16 protein-coding genes are annotated in these 15403 nt (G+C 41.2%); 14 read left to right on the plus strand and 2 right to left on the minus strand.

All coding sequences use genetic code 11. The annotated features are described in order from the left end of the window. Positions 1-77 precede the first annotated feature (77 nt). On the plus strand, positions 78-956 hold the full coding sequence (locus JOC74_RS14705; protein ID WP_053605414.1) for a VanW family protein: 879 nt from the start codon (positions 78-80) through the stop codon (positions 954-956). A gap of 57 nt (positions 957-1013) precedes the next feature. Here JOC74_RS14705 and JOC74_RS14710 read toward each other — a convergent pair whose 3' ends face one another. Continuing rightward, a complete protein-coding gene (locus tag JOC74_RS14710) occupies positions 1014-1421 on the minus strand; it encodes a DoxX family membrane protein (RefSeq protein ID WP_053605415.1) in 408 nt (135 codons plus the stop codon). Positions 1422-1474: 53 nt separating this feature from the next. On the opposite strand from JOC74_RS14710, the gene JOC74_RS24160 reads away from it, so the two are divergent. From JOC74_RS24160 to JOC74_RS24325, 5 genes are all read left to right on the plus strand, one after another. Beyond that, positions 1475-1732, plus strand: a complete 258-nt coding sequence (locus JOC74_RS24160) for a hypothetical protein (protein WP_148564354.1) — start codon at positions 1475-1477, stop codon at positions 1730-1732. A 16-nt stretch (positions 1733-1748) separates the two neighbouring features. After that, the gene (locus tag JOC74_RS14720; RefSeq protein WP_053605416.1) at positions 1749-2180 is read left to right on the plus strand and encodes an NUDIX hydrolase; all 432 of its coding nucleotides are present in this window, start codon (positions 1749-1751) and stop codon (positions 2178-2180) included. Further along, positions 2177-3103 carry a phosphotransferase family protein gene (locus JOC74_RS14725; protein WP_211086197.1) on the plus strand — a complete coding sequence of 309 codons (927 nt, stop codon included), beginning with the start codon at positions 2177-2179 and terminating at the stop codon, positions 3101-3103. Before JOC74_RS14720 ends, JOC74_RS14725 begins: the two co-directional genes overlap by 4 nt. Before the next feature lie 378 nt (positions 3104-3481). Then, the gene (locus JOC74_RS14730) at positions 3482-3769 is read left to right on the plus strand and encodes an AbrB/MazE/SpoVT family DNA-binding domain-containing protein (RefSeq protein ID WP_053605417.1); all 288 of its coding nucleotides are present in this window, start codon (positions 3482-3484) and stop codon (positions 3767-3769) included. A 259-nt stretch (positions 3770-4028) separates the two neighbouring features. Continuing rightward, positions 4029-4115, plus strand: a complete 87-nt coding sequence (locus tag JOC74_RS24325) for a topoisomerase DNA-binding C4 zinc finger domain-containing protein (RefSeq protein WP_225970412.1) — start codon at positions 4029-4031, stop codon at positions 4113-4115. A 223-nt stretch (positions 4116-4338) separates the two neighbouring features. Here the strand turns inward: JOC74_RS24325 and JOC74_RS14740 are convergent, their stop codons facing one another. Further along, positions 4339-4935: a peptidoglycan-binding domain-containing protein gene (locus JOC74_RS14740; RefSeq protein ID WP_211086198.1), complete on the minus strand. Its 597-nt coding sequence runs from the start codon at positions 4933-4935 to the stop codon at positions 4339-4341. A gap of 705 nt (positions 4936-5640) precedes the next feature. Here JOC74_RS14740 and iolA point away from each other — a divergent pair. From iolA to JOC74_RS14780, 8 genes are all read left to right on the plus strand, one after another. Beyond that, complete coding sequence (gene iolA / locus JOC74_RS14745) at positions 5641-7086, plus strand: methylmalonate-semialdehyde dehydrogenase (protein ID WP_211086216.1); 1446 nt, start codon at positions 5641-5643, stop codon at positions 7084-7086. Between the two features lie 89 nt (positions 7087-7175). Next, positions 7176-7994: a 5-deoxy-glucuronate isomerase gene (iolB, locus tag JOC74_RS14750; protein ID WP_053605418.1), complete on the plus strand. Its 819-nt coding sequence runs from the start codon at positions 7176-7178 to the stop codon at positions 7992-7994. 24 nt (positions 7995-8018) lie between these two features. Further along, entirely contained in the window at positions 8019-9014 is a 996-nt protein-coding gene (gene iolC / locus JOC74_RS14755; RefSeq protein WP_053605419.1) for a 5-dehydro-2-deoxygluconokinase, read from the plus strand. A 13-nt stretch (positions 9015-9027) separates the two neighbouring features. Beyond that, complete coding sequence (iolD, locus tag JOC74_RS14760) at positions 9028-10941, plus strand: 3D-(3,5/4)-trihydroxycyclohexane-1,2-dione acylhydrolase (decyclizing) (protein ID WP_053605420.1); 1914 nt, start codon at positions 9028-9030, stop codon at positions 10939-10941. A gap of 17 nt (positions 10942-10958) precedes the next feature. Further along, on the plus strand, positions 10959-11852 hold the full coding sequence (gene iolE / locus JOC74_RS14765) for a myo-inosose-2 dehydratase (RefSeq protein ID WP_053605421.1): 894 nt from the start codon (positions 10959-10961) through the stop codon (positions 11850-11852). 21 nt (positions 11853-11873) lie between these two features. After that, entirely contained in the window at positions 11874-13316 is a 1443-nt protein-coding gene (locus JOC74_RS14770; RefSeq protein ID WP_225970290.1) for a sugar porter family MFS transporter, read from the plus strand. Between the two features lie 31 nt (positions 13317-13347). After that, positions 13348-14388, plus strand: coding sequence for a bifunctional inositol 2-dehydrogenase/D-chiro-inositol 1-dehydrogenase (gene iolG, locus JOC74_RS14775; RefSeq protein WP_053605422.1), 1041 nt, complete (start codon positions 13348-13350; stop codon positions 14386-14388). Between the two features lie 71 nt (positions 14389-14459). After that, positions 14460-15335, plus strand: a complete 876-nt coding sequence (locus tag JOC74_RS14780; protein WP_053605423.1) for a sugar phosphate isomerase/epimerase family protein — start codon at positions 14460-14462, stop codon at positions 15333-15335. The last annotated feature ends 68 nt before the right edge of the window (positions 15336-15403 follow it).

Raw genomic sequence — 15403 nt, forward strand, 5'->3', positions numbered from 1 at the left:
CATAAACAATCACATTTAAAATCATTCTAAAGTTATACATATCTTATTCATTTTACGTATCATCAGGAGGTTGCTTTATGCGGCTAGCATGGATTGCCGGGCTTTTATTAATGGTTCACCAAATGAATACTCCTGACAATTTAACAATAAGCCATCAAGGGCAGACGGTAGCCATTGTTAATCGAGCCGATTTGACAACACCGCTGTTTGGGGTGCCGATCATTGATGAGAATAAATACAATCAGTTTATTGAAACACTTAACCAAAAAATTTATCACGAGCCTGTAAATGCAGTATTGAATGACCATGGGGGAATAGTGCCAGGCGAAGCAGGCTATAAGCTTTATCGAAAAAAATTCAGAGAAGAGTTTACTTCCTATCTGTACGCAAACGGATCAAAAGAATTAGATGTTCCGTTGCTTCCGATAAATCCAAAAGTAGACAGTGAATTGCTTTCTCATATACGGATTCAAAAAATTGGCCAATACGTGACGTACTTCAATAAGAATAACAAAAACCGTACTCACAATATTATTCTTGCTGTCGATGCAATAAATAATTCTGTTGTTTTCCCTGGAGAAAAGTTCTCCTTTAATCAAGTGGTTGGCAAGCGAACAGAAAGCAAAGGATACATGAGGGCGCCTGTCATCGTAAAAGGTGAAATGGCAGAAGATATCGGCGGTGGGATTTGCCAAGTGTCTTCAACCTTATTCAATGCCATTGACAGCGCGGGCGTTCAAATTACCCAACGCTATTCCCACAGCAAGAAGGTTCCCTATGTTCCGCCTGGCCGTGACGCAACCGTAAGCTGGTATGGTCCCGATTTTTCATTTAAAAACATTTATAACCAACCGATTCTAATACGTGCCAAAACAATTGGAGGAATGGTTGTGATCGGAATTTATTCCTCAGATGTAATCAACTATAAGCCCCGAAAGATCTCAAGTCAGAATTAAAAGAAGAAATCCACACGCATAACCTGCTATGCATGTGGATTTTTAAAGGAGGATAAGTTAATCTCTCGCTCGCAAATAATTATTTTTTGGTTTGAAAAGCGGACGATAGCTCTCTATGTTTGAAAAAAGAAGGAAAACATTTAGAAAACCAATGATCAGTGAAGGAAGAATGGTGGTAATGTCCAGAAATGCGTGAAACAAAATCATATTTACTGTAATAGGCATGAAGATAACAAGCGCTAGAGGAACAAAGCGATTGATGACTAACGATAAACCAACAAGAAGCTTCAATAAACCGACGATGAACAGAATATATCCAGTGTTTTCAAGAGCCATCAAAAAATTATTCGCCACAGGATCAGGATATTCCATCGGAGGCACCAAGTTGAATACAACAATCGAACCAGAAGCTAAAAGCATAAGTCCAAATACAATACGTAAAATCATTGTGATTTTACTTTTCATCCTTCTCACCCCTTCAATTTTTTCAGAAACCTGATCTCTTAGGTAGCCGCATTATGAAAACAATAAAAATCAACAAAGAGACAACAACAGACACAGCGCTGACTATGAACAGGCCCCGATACCCAGTATATTGCGAAACCCAGCCAAGTATGATTGCCCCTATACCGATCCCCACGTCAAATGCGGTGAGAAAAGAAGCTGTGGCTCCTTATTTACGATTCGCGATTTGCAGCTTAATTCCTTCACTTATATATCATTCCTACTTGAAGGATTTCTTTCTCTTCGAAGCGAAGGTAAAAGAATGCAAGTAAAAGGAGTGGGGAAATGATGTTTATCATAAACGTAGAAGGAGCAATATGTAAAGAAAACAAATGGCTGGTCATTGAACGCAGCTCTAAGGAAGCACACGCCGGCGGCCTTCTTTCTCTTGTTGGCGGTACAGTAGATCAGGAAGGAGATTCCAATGATCTATTAGAAAGAACGTTGAAAAGGGAAATGTATGAAGAGGTAGGTATCACAGTGAAAAATCTAATGTATGTTAGAAACACTTCGTTTGTAATTGATAACGACCGAGAGGTGATCGATATCGTGTTTTTGTGTGAAATTGATGAAGGGAAGCCTTTTGCGAAAAGTCCGGATGAAGTAGAATCTGTCTTTTGGATGACTGCTGAAGAAATTTTTCATCATGAAAAGGCGCCAATCTGGTTAAAAGAGAGTATTCAAGAGGCCGATGCTATTCGGGAGAAAACGTTTCAATGAAGAAAGCTTCTGGACATATGCTGCCGGATCGAGTGTTAAAATGGGTCATCCAATCTGTTGGCCCTGATGCTTCCATACAATCGATTCAAGAACTTCATGGCGGGATGTCGTCTCTGGTTCACAGGATTTCTGTAGGAGCCGATCATTCAGAAAAAGAATTTGTCTTGCGTCTGTTCACCAATGCTGACTGGCTGCGTGCTGAACCAGACTTAGCGCTTCATGAAGCAGAAAGTCTTCGGGTGGCGTCTCGGACTGGTGTGCAGACGCCCCACATCATCGCATTTGATGAAACGGGAATTGAATGCGGCGTGCCGGCCGTATTGATGACGAAGCTGGAAGGGACGGTAGAATTAAGGCCGGAGAGTATGACCCGATGGGTAAATGAGCTGGCAGATGCATTGGTAAAGATTCATTCGATCGAAGCTGATGACTTTCCTTGGACATACTTTACCTATCACGATATCGCTTCTCTGGAGATTCCAGGCTGGTCGAGTGTCCCGGATTTATGGAAGAGCGCGATTGAAATACTAAAGGGGCCACGTCCCGAGTCGAAAGAGTGTTTCATCCATCGGGATTACCATCCTACCAATGTATTGTGGTCAGAGAATACAGTGAGCGGCGTTGTCGATTGGGTCAATTCTTGTAAAGGTCCGGCAGGTATTGACGTTGGCCATTGCAGAGTGAACCTGGCTATGTTATTCGGAATCCAAACCGCTGATTTATTTTTATCAGCTTATGAAAATTCCGCGGGGCTGTATTATAAGTACGATCCATATTGGGATATATTATCATTAGCGGATATAGTAGATGGGCCGCCCGAAGTATATCCCGGCTGGCCGGCTTTTGGTGTTACAGGGCTGACAGACAAACTAATAATGGAACGGCTGGACAGGTATTTGATCAGCTTGTTAGAACGTATATAGAGATTACAAGTATATTAGATATCTATCCCATTTATGGGAATATACACCTGCGACAAATGTATCTGAGAAAGTATCATCTCAGAATATTTTAGCAGTGATATTAAACCTTCACAAAAATGGAGAAAAATGAATGGGATAATGTGTAAATGATGAAGTGTTTTATGGTTTATCCATAGTCTTCTAATGGTTAGAACAAGACGTGGCTTAATTGGTTAAGCCCCCGCTCTCTAAGAGAATGGAATAGATTTCCCGAAGTTTCAGCATGTGAAACAAGTACACTAGAATTCTTTTTAAACATGTTGCTATTCAATCTCCTAATTTATCGGTATAATAGAATTTAATAAAAATATACCCTTTAAAAAATTGGAGGATGTAGTGATGAAAGCTACAGGTGTGACAAGAAAAGTTGATGATTTAGGAAGAATTGTACTTCCTAAGGAGCTGCGTCGTACGCTAGGGATTCAAATTAAAGATCCGATCGAGATTTTTGTTGAAAAAGATAAGATTATTCTAAAGAAATACAGTCCTGTAAAAGCTTGTTTGATAACAGGAGAGGTAAGCGAAAATAACATGGAATTTGGCGATGGAAACATTGTATTAAGTCCGGAAGGTGCACGGATTCTGATCGATGAGATACGTAATAAAGCGAAAGAGAATTGGGTATAAGGATTTTTTGGTGATTTAGACAGTAGATTTTCATCAATATTCTTATCCTAGGTTTGACGAAATGAGCCCTCTGACCGGGAAGAAGGTTTAAGGTATAAATTCCCGATCTAGGGCAATAAATGCGATTTGATAAAAACATGCCTAGGGCAGGATTCACTACGATTAAACTCACTTTTAGTAGCTTAAAGAAACTTTTCTTCCTTTCCCATTCAAGGGAAAAATCTCCACCCTTTTCCCCTTGCATTCCGCAATTCGGCAGGTGCTCAGGCAGTCGAAAAATGGCCAATTTATTGGTTGTTCCAACTATCCAACATGTAAATACACCGAAAATGTTGCAAATGTTTAATACAAATAAAGTTATTTACTTTTAAACAGTCAGAAGCCGCATTCCTTCATTGAAAGTATGCGGCTCATTCAAAGAATAAGTTGTCCGACAGGTTGGGTACCTAAAAGACACCCAACCTGTTTTTTTGTTACCATAACAAACATGATAAGGAGTGAAAGTAAAACCCATGGAATTCATAAATTTCATTGGTTCGTAGTCATTATAACGAAATGTTATTCTATCTTTATTCTTCTACTACGCGACCGTCCTTATAGATATGGAACCAGCCAATTGTGCCTGAACCACCTTCATCTATCCAGTCCTTATTCGCCGCTTTGAGTTGATAATAGGATTGTTTTTTATTATCTTTTACTAATCTACCGTCACCACCGAATACAATGTTTTTACCTAGCTTTTTTTGACCTATTGCAATCGCATCATCCACGGTAAATTGTTGTCTTTCTACTTTATTTTGGTCTAACGCTGCCCACGTTAATGGACCAACAATACCATCTTGAGATAGATTATGATCAGCTTGAACCTGTTTTACCACCGCTTGAGTTTTAGGACCAAAAATACCATCCACACTTGTATCATATTTCAAATCTTTAAGGATTTGCTGCAGATCATCCACATAACTAGAGTTGGAACCTATGCTCAAAGAGGGACGTGTTTCTGATTTTGCTACCCCTTTTTGAGAGGAGACAGCTGCTACCTGTGTTTCAGCTTGTGCTTGAAGGGAACTTTTAGCCCCCACAGTGCTAGTTTCTGCTGCTGAAACTTGTCCAGAAACCCCTGCTAATGATAACAATGCGACTGTACCAACTAATACCTTTTTCATTTCTTATCATCCTTCCTTACTCTTAGATTTCCATAAATGTGAGTTCACGAGCTCGTCTCCATATACATGCATAATCTCTTCTAATTCTTGATCTTTACCATACTCTTTTCATAGGTGTCCCCGCTTTTTTCTCCCCCTTATCACCGTTCATTGTTTTGACGAGGTTAGGGGGAATCAGGTTTCAAATAATACATTACTTCAACTTATTCGATAAAAAGCACACAAGAAAATCTATCGTTATATTTTCTCTTCTTATCAAAGTGAATGTTTTGGGGAAAAGCGTTTAACCCCTTTGAAAATCCAAATTTTTCTCCTTATGGGTCGCTCAAATCTATCAGTCTCTTTTTAATAGATCGACATTCAATTTCTTTGATTTTAACGTGAAAAGTAAGGGAGTTCTTGTTTTGTCTGATATGTTGTAAGAAGAATAAATAAAAAATAATACAAAAAGTTTGTATTTTAATTGACTGAAAGCGTTTTAAATTATATGATGTTTATAAGAAGTAACCAATATATACTCAAAATATAACAATGGTTGGTGGGAAGAGGTGGTGTTTTTATAATTCAAGATAAATGAACTTGTTTTTTAAAACCTTCCAGATACCTGTTCTGAGCTTTACGAAACTTTGGCAGCTATTATTTTTAATAATTCTAAACAACCTGTGTAAGGGGGAAATAAACGTGTCACAAGCAGTAACAGTGAAAATGAAAAATTATATTAATGGTGAATGGGTTGAGAGCAATGCGACGCATTATGAGGATGTCTATAATCCGGCAACGAAAGAAGTGATTGCACAAGTTCCACTCTCGCCGAAAGAAGACCTGGATTATGCAGTAGAAGCTGCAAAGACAGCGTTCGAAAAATGGAAAAAGGTAGCCGTTCCACGACGTGCAAGAATTCTCTTTAATTATCAGCAGCTATTAACCAAACATAAAGAAGAATTGGCTCAGTTAATTACGATTGAGAATGGAAAAAATTTAACGGAGGCATTAGGCGAGGTTCAGCGTGGCATTGAAAATGTCGAATTTGCTGCAGGCGCTCCGTCCTTGATGATGGGAGATTCACTAGCTTCTATTGCGACAGATGTAGAAGCAGCAAATTACCGTTATCCAGTCGGAGTTGTCGGTGGAATTGCACCCTTTAATTTTCCGATGATGGTGCCTTGCTGGATGTTCCCGATGGCAATCGCGCTTGGTAACACGTTTATTTTAAAACCATCTGAAAGAACACCATTATTGACAGAAAAATTGGTCGAATTATTTACAGAAGCAGGCCTTCCAAAAGGCGTTTTTAATGTCGTTTACGGTGCGCATGATGTCGTAAATGGAATATTGGATCATCCGGAAGTGAAAGCAATCTCATTTGTAGGCTCCAAACCCGTCGGAGAGTACGTATTCAAACGGGGCAGCGAAAATTTAAAACGAGTTCAAGCATTAACAGGGGCCAAAAACCACACGATTGTTTTAAATGATGCCGATTTAGATGAAACGATCACGAATATAATTGGTGCTGCTTTCGGATCGGCAGGTGAGCGTTGTATGGCATGTGCTGTTGTAACTGTAGAGGAAGGGATTGCTGATAAATTTATCGCAAGACTAACAGAAGCAGCGAAAAATATTAAGATGGGTAATGGCCTTGATGATGGCGTATTTTTAGGGCCGGTTATTCGCGAAGAAAATAAAAAACGCACTTTACAATATATCGAAACAGGGATTGAAGAAGGAGCCTCCATGCTTTGTGATGGCCGTGCAAATATCTCAGATGAAGGATTCTTTGTCGGTCCAACGATCTTCGACAATATAAAAACGGATATGACGCTTTGGAAAGAGGAAATCTTTGCACCGCTCTTATCAATCATTCGTGTGAAAAATTTGAAGGAAGCTGTTGATACTGCAAATCAATCTGAATTTGCTAATGGGGCATGTATTTTTACATCAAATGCTTCTGCCATTCGGTATTTCCGTGAAAATATAGATGCGGGTATGTTAGGCGTGAATTTAGGAGTCCCTGCTCCAATGGCGTTTTTCCCATTCTCCGGCTGGAAATCTTCATTTTTTGGAACGTTGCATGCGAATGGCAAAGATAGTGTTGATTTCTATACACGGAAGAAAGTCGTGACTGCACGCTATAAATCCCCGTCATTTGAATAAAACAACTTTTGCAGAGAGAATTCCTAGTATTGTAATAATAGAATTCTCTTCTGTTGATCCAATCCACGAAAGAAATGGGAGGCAACCTAATGAGTAACTTGCTGCGAAAACCGATAACGAAAGAAATCAATCCAGGTGTTACTATCTGCCATGAGGTGACCACAGAAAATTCTTCTTTAAAATATGTCGACTTTAAAATTGTCGATTTGGTTCCCGGTGCAACGTATTCAGAAGAACTGGGGAAGACGGAATGCTGCATCGTGGCAGTAACAGGGAAAATCAACGTAACTGATAAAGAAAAAACGTTTGAAAATTTAGGAACGAGAGAAAGTGTTTTTGAAAAAATACCGACGGACAGTGTGTATGTGTCAAACGATCGCGGCTTCGAAGTGGAAGCGGTGACACAGGCGCGAGTTGCCTTATGCTACTCACCATCCGAGAAGCAATTGCCTACCAAACTGATTCGAGCTGCTGATAATGGAGTTGAAAACAGAGGAGATGGCCAAAACAAACGGTTAGTTCACAACATTTTGCCAGATTCAGATCCATCTGCGAACAGTTTGCTTGTCGTAGAAGTCATTACAGAAAGCGGAAACTGGTCCAGCTATCCGCCGCATAAGCATGATCGGGATAACCTGCCGGAGGAGTCATTTTTAGAAGAATCCTATTATCACGAAATGAATCCAAAGCAAGGATTTGTATTCCAGCGAGTATATACAGATGATCGATCGTTGGATGAAACGATGACAGTTGAGAACGGTGATGTCGTGATCGTGCCGGAAGGCTATCACCCGGTCGGCGTACCTGCAGGTTATACTTCCTATTATTTAAATGTAATGGCCGGACCGACGCGGACGTGGAAGTTTCACAATGATCCAGATCATGAATGGATACTGGCAAGCAACTAATCAGGGAAGGAGCAGTGATCGGAGATGAAATACGAATTTACTAGTCAAAAAGAATATGATCTTATCGCAATCGGACGCGCTTGCATCGATCTGAATGCAACAGAGTATAACCGTCCAATGGAAGAAACGATGACATTTTCAAAATACGTGGGTGGTTCCCCGGCTAATATTGCTATAGGGAGCTCTAAATTGGGATTAAAAGCAGGTTTTATCGGAAAAATTTCAGATGATCAGCATGGACGATTTATTGAGAAATACATGCGTGATTGCGGAATTGATACATCAAATCTCGTCATAGATCAAGAGGGACATAAAAGCGGCTTAACCTTTACAGAGATTAAAAGTCCGGAAGAATGCAGCATTTTAATGTATCGGGAAAATGTAGCCGATCTTTATTTAGATCCGTCAGAAGTAAACGAGGACTATATAAAAAAAGCAAAACTTCTCTTAGTGTCAGGTACTGCTTTATCGAAAAGCCCATCACGTGAAGCGGTATTTAAAGCGGTAAGTATAGCTAAGAAAAATGACATAAAAGTAGTATTTGAATTGGATTACCGCCCATATTCATGGGATTCTCCAGAGCAAACAGCCGTTTATTATTCATTCGTTGCAGAGCAGGCAAATGTTGTCATAGGTACCCGGGATGAATACGATGCGATGGAAAACAGAACAGGCGGCCAAAACGAGAGCACCACCGACTATTTGTTTGCCTATTCACCAGAGTTAATTGTAATTAAACATGGAGTGGAAGGATCATATGCTTATACAAAATCAGGCGAAACATATAAAAGTGAAGCCTATCCGACGAAGGTATTAAAAACGTTTGGAGCGGGCGATTCATATGCTTCCGCTTTTCTGTATGCTTTACTCAGCGGCAAAGACATTGAAACGGCTCTAAAGTATGGAAGCGCTTCAGCTTCGATTGTTGTCAGCAAGCATAGTTCCTCTGAAGCGATGCCATCGAAAGAAGAAATCGAGGACCTGCTGAATAAACACTCTGAAGCGAAACAACTGAGATAAGGAGTGGGGGAAAATCGTGAAAACCATTAGACTAACAACAGCACAAGCATTAGTTAAGTTTTTAAACCAGCAATACATTCACGTAGATGGAAGGGAATTCCCCTTTGTTGAAGGCGTATTTAATATTTTTGGCCACGGCAATGTATTAGGGATCGGCCAGGCGCTTGAGCAGGAGGCCGGAAGATTGAAAATCATCCAAGGAAAAAACGAACAAGGAATGGCCCATGCGGCGATTGCGTATAGCAAACAAATGCTGCGGCAAAAAATTTATGCGGTGACCACGTCAGTCGGTCCAGGCGCTGCTAATTTAACAGCCGCGGCAGGAACGGCATTGGCGAATAATATTCCTGTCTTATTATTGCCAGGTGATACCTTCGCGACCAGACAGCCTGATCCAGTGTTGCAGCAAGTGGAGCAAGAGTATAGCGCCGCGGTGACGACAAATGATGCGCTAAAGCCAGTTTCAAGATATTGGGACCGAATTACCCGGCCGGAACAATTGATGTCTAGTTTACTGCGGGCTTTTGAAGTCATGACCGATCCGGCAAAAGCCGGCCCCGCAACGATTTGCATCTCGCAAGATGTTGAAGGGGAAGCGTATGATTTTGATGAAAGCTTCTTTATCAATCGTGTCCATTATCTTGATCGGAAATTGCCGACAGAACGTGAATTAAATGAGGCAGCTGAATTAATAAAAGCAAGCAAAAAGCCGGTAATCCTAGTGGGCGGCGGTGCAAAATATTCAGAAGCACACGAAATATTGATAACGCTTTCGGAAAGGCATAATATTCCGCTGGTCGAAACCCAAGCCGGCAAATCCACTGTAGAAAGTACATTTAAAAATAACCTTGGCGGCATGGGAATAACCGGAACACTGTCAGCCAATAAAGCTGCGCGCCAGGCCGACTTAATTATCGGAATCGGCACGAGATATACTGACTTTGCGACTTCTTCCAAAACGGCTTTTCAATTTGATCAAACGAAATTTCTGAATATTAATGTCAGCCGAATGCAGGCGTATAAGCTTGATGCGTTTCAAGTGGTCGCAGATGCGAAAACAACGTTAGAGCAGCTGGCACCGCTATTAGAAGACTATACGAGTGAGTTTGGCGGCACGATAACGGAATTAAAAGAAGAATGGGCAGCGGAGCGCGACCGTCTAGGCAAAGTAACATTTAGCAGAGAGGATTTTGATCCTGAAGTAAAAAATCATTTCTCTCAAGAAGTACTCAATGAATATGCAGATACGTTAAATACAGAATTAGCACAAACGACCGCGCTGCTTACTATTAATGACACCATTGCTCCTGACAGTATCATTATTGGTTCAGCGGGATCGCTTCCAGGTGACCTGCAGCGTATATGGAACCCGACGGTACGAAACACCTATCATTTAGAATATGGCTACTCCTGTATGGGATATGAGGTATCTGGTACGTTAGGTCTGAAACTAGCTGATCCGACGAAAGAAGTGTACTCATTGGTGGGGGATGGCAGCTTCCTAATGCTGCATTCGGAATTCCTCACATCTATTCAATATAATCACAAAATCAATGTGCTGCTTTTTGATAATTCCGGATTCGGCTGTATCAATAATTTGCAAATGGATCATGGAAGCGACAGCTATTATTGTGAATTTAGAACGCATGACAATCAAATCCTTAATGTGGATTACGCGAAAATAGCGGAAGGATACGGCGCAAAAGCTTACCGAGCGAACACAGTTGAGGAGTTAAAAGCGGCATTGGAGGATGCGAAAAATCAGAAGGTGTCCACATTGATTGAAATGAAAGTGCTTCCAAAGACGATGAGTGATGGATATGACAGCTGGTGGCATGTTGGGGTTGCCGAAGTGTCTAATAAAGAAAGCATTCAAAAAGCTTATGAATTTAAGCAGGAGAAGCTTACACACGCAAAACAATATTAGGGGAAGAGGGCAAGAGGATGGGAGATCGCGATATTTTATGGGGGATTGCTCCGATTGGCTGGCGCAATGACGATTTACCGGAAATCGGTGCAGAAAACACATTGCAGAACCTGTTAAGCGATATTGTGGTGGCCGGCTTCGAAGGAACTGAAGTTGGTGGTTTTTTTCCTGAAGCGAAGGTGTTGAACAAAGAGCTTCAGCTGCGAAATTTAAGAGTGGCGGGGAAATGGTTTAGCAGTTTTATCATTCGCGATGGGATTGAAGCGGCTTCGAAAGCTTTCCATCAACATTGTTCTTTTTTAAGGGATGTCCATGCAGACGTGGCAGTAGTATCTGAGCAAACTTACAGCATTCAGGGTACCCAAAAAAATGTCTTCACTGAAAAACCTCATTTTACTGATGGGGAATGGGAGATCGTGTGCGAAGGGCTGGATAAGCTGGGAAAAATCGCTGCGCAATATAACTTAAAATTGGTGTACCACCATCATTTGGGAACGGGTATTCAAACTGCCGAGGAGATCGATAGTTTGATGAAACATACGAACTCTGATTATGTACATTTGCTATATGACACTGGTCATATCTACGTGTCTGACGGAGATTATTTGAGTGTACTAAATAAACATCACGATCGGATTAAACACGTCCATTTCAAGGATACGAGAAGAAAAGTAATGGATGAGTGCAAAGAATCGGGCCGTTCGTTTTTCCAATCTTTTTTAAGCGGAATGTTTACGGTACCGGGTGATGGAGGTATTGACTTTAAAGAAGTGTATAAGCGATTAACATCTTACAATTATCAGGGTTGGATTGTTATAGAAGCTGAGCAGGATCCTGCTATAGCTCATCCATTGGAATATGCGTTATTGGCTCGTAAGTATATCAATGAAAATCTGCTTGTACACACATAATTTTGTATGGAGGAGAACAATTTGAAGCAGGAAAGCGAAATATCTCATGAGAAGCAGACATTGGCCGGAAAACCAAAGAATCCTAAAGCGTTTATGCGGACAATTACATTCGTCTCGACTTTTGGAGGACTTCTCTTTGGATACGATACTGGGGTAATTAATGGGGCTTTGCCTTACATGTCACAGCCGGATCAATTGAATCTTTCCCCAGTGACAGAAGGGATTGTTACGAGCTCGCTGCTTTTGGGAGCAGCCTTTGGTGCCATGTATGGCGGCCGATTCTCTGACCTGAAAGGGCGAAGAAACAGTCTTCTGTGGCTTGCGGTTGTGTTCTTTATTGCTACTTTGGGCTGTACATTTGCACCAAACGTTCAAGTGATGATCGTATTCCGCATTCTTCTTGGACTCGCAGTCGGCGGTGCATCTGTGACCGTTCCTGCCTATTTAGCCGAAATGTCACCTGCAGAACAGCGAGGAAGGATTGTTACTCAAAATGAGTTAATGATTGTTTCTGGACAGCTGTTAGCGTTTACCTTAAACGCGATTCTCGGGAATACAATTGGTGACAACGCGCATGTATGGCGGTATATGCTGGTCATCGCATCGCTGCCGGCGGTTTTTCTCTGGTTTGGGATGCTGGTTATGCCCGAAAGTCCGCGCTGGCTCGCCTCGAAAGGAAAAATCGGAAATGCCATGCGCGTTCTGCAGCAGGTTCGTGAAGAAAACAGAGCCCAGGCTGAATTGAAGGAAATTGAAGCAGCGATTGCAGAAGATGCAAAGCTGAAAAAAGCTACGTTTAAAGACCTGACTGTTCCATGGGTGCGGCGGATTGTCTTTATCGGACTGGGAATCGGTATCGTCCAGCAGATTACAGGTGTCAATTCCATTATGTATTACGGAACCGAAATTTTAAAAGATTCAGGCTTTGGGACCGAATCGGCATTAATCGGAAACATTGCAAACGGTGTGGTTTCCGTTTTGGCGACCTTTGTCGGAATCTGGCTTCTTGGCAAAGTCGGTCGCAGGCCGATGCTGATGACTGGTCTAGCCGGCACGACATCCGCTCTTCTCTTAATCGGGATCTTTTCACTTGTTTTAAAGGATACAGCAATATTGCCGTACATTATCCTTTCATTGACTGTAACGTTTCTTGCCTTCCAGCAAGGAGCTGTATCACCTGTCACCTGGCTGATGCTGTCTGAAATTTTCCCTCTTCGGCTGCGGGGTATTGGGATGGGGGTCACTGTGTTTTGTCTTTGGATGGCAAACTTTCTCGTTGGCCTGACATTTCCGATTTTGATGAGTGGGATTGGACTTTCGACTACATTTTTCGTCTTTGTGGCCTTAGGGCTTATTGCGATCGCCTTTGTAAAACATTTCTTGCCGGAAACAAAAGGCCGGTCACTTGAGGAATTGGAACATGATTTCCGAAATCATGTGGTGAGGAAGAAAGCGTCTTTTTAGTAAAAATATGTTTTGATAAGGGGAGTTTATTGTGACACTTAGAATAGGCGTAGTTGGTACCGGTGCGATCGGCAGGGACCATATGAGAAGAATTAGCAAAACGCTTTCCGGCGGAGAGATTACCGCTGTAACCGATGTGAATCTGGAGTCCGCCAGTCTTGCGGTCAGGGAGCTCGATTTGAATGCGGAAATTTTTCCTGATGATGCATCATTGATTGCGTCAGATCAAGTCGATGCCATCCTGGTAACAAGTTGGGGCCCTGCCCATGAAGGAACCGTGCTAAAAGCCATTGAAGCAGGCAAATACGTTTTTTGTGAAAAACCTTTGGCCGTTACAGCAGAAGGCTGCATGAAAATCGTCAATGCCGAAATGCGACATGGAAAAAGGCTCGTGCAGGTTGGCTTTATGCGGCGTTATGACAGCGGTTATGTGCAAATGAAAAAGGCAATCGACAATCATGAGATCGGAGAACCTTTGATGATTCATTGCGCCCATCGCAATTCTGAGGTGAATGCAGCTTATACAACGGACATGGCCATGACGGATACCCTGGTTCATGAGATTGACGTCCTGCATTGGCTGGTTAATGACAATTATAAATCTGTACAAGTGGTTTATCCGAAAAAAACGAGGCATGCGCTGGAGCATCTGAAAGATCCGCAAATGATCACGCTGGAAACCGAAGGAGGCATTGTCATCCAAGTAGAGGTCTTTGTCAATTGCAAATACGGCTATGACATTCAATGTGAAGTCGTTGGAGAAGACGGAATCATAAAATTGCCGGAGGTTCCAGGGATTGTCTATCGAAAAGATGCACAATTACGTGTCAATCTATTAACGGATTGGAAGCAGCGATTTATAGATGCCTATGATAAAGAACTGCAAGATTTTATTGATTCGATCCGGGAAACAGGAGAGCCTAACGGACCGACGTCGTGGGATGGTTATGTTGCAGCTGTTACTGCAGGTGCGTGTGTAACCGCGCAAAAAACAGGTGAGAGAGAACCTGTGAGACTAGGAGTAAAGCCTGAGTTCTATAAAGAAATCGGGAAAACAAAAGAGATTATCTAATCTACTATATAGAAGAGAATTTCTAATATTAAAATATATCAAGTGTGTACAAAAGAAAGGAGAAGTTTACATTGCGTTTAGCATATGATCCGTCCCATTATCGTGATAATACCAACTTAAAAGATACTATCGATGCAGTTGCCAGATTAGGGTATGAATATGTAGAGTTATCACCGCGTAAAGATTTTATTTGGTTTTATGAATATCCAAAGGTTGATAAACAGCTGATAAAAGATTTAAAAAGATATTGTTTAGATGCCGGCGTTAAAATCTCTTCTGTACTTCCTGTTCAACAATGGTCTTCACCAATTGAAGAAGAGCGTCAAGCTGCAGTGAGAAATTGGAAGCGTTGTATTGAAATCACTTCTGAATTAGGAGTAGATTTAATGAACAGTGAATTTAGCGGTGACAAAAGCCGTCCTGTCCAAAGTGAAGCTGCTTTTGTTAAATCAATGGAAGAGCTGATGCCGCTTTTTGAAAAAGAAAGTATAAAGCTTAATTTACAAGCTCACCCTAACGATTTTATTGAGTTGAATACAGAAGCAATTCGAATAATTCGTGCGCTGGATAAAGATTGGCTTAAGTTGGTATATTCTGTTCCACATGCTTTCTTTTATGATGATGGTGTTGGCGATGTAGAGAAACACTTGGAAGAAGCAGGAGATTTACTTGATCATGTTCTAATTGCCGATACTCTTAATCATAAAGCGGCATTTGGATTACGATATATTATTAATCCCCCTGATGCAAACGTAACAATTCACCAGCATTTGAATCCTGGTGAAGGGGAAATAAACTTTGATGCATTATATCGCAAATTAAGAGAAATGAAATTTGATGGAATTGTAACAAATGCAGTATTTGCTTATCCTGATAAACCAGAGTGGTCGAACGAATTAACCCTGAAATCCATTAAAGATGGATTAAATATTTATCAGAAGATATAACTTTTTAGAATGGTTTAAAAACCATTAGAAGATCATACTCTACATTTTTAAGGTAGAAATGAATTTTG

Origin of the sequence: Bacillus capparidis (genome assembly GCF_017832095.1) — a bacterium.
GTDB lineage: Bacteria > Bacillota > Bacilli > Bacillales > Bacillaceae > Bacillus > Bacillus gobiensis.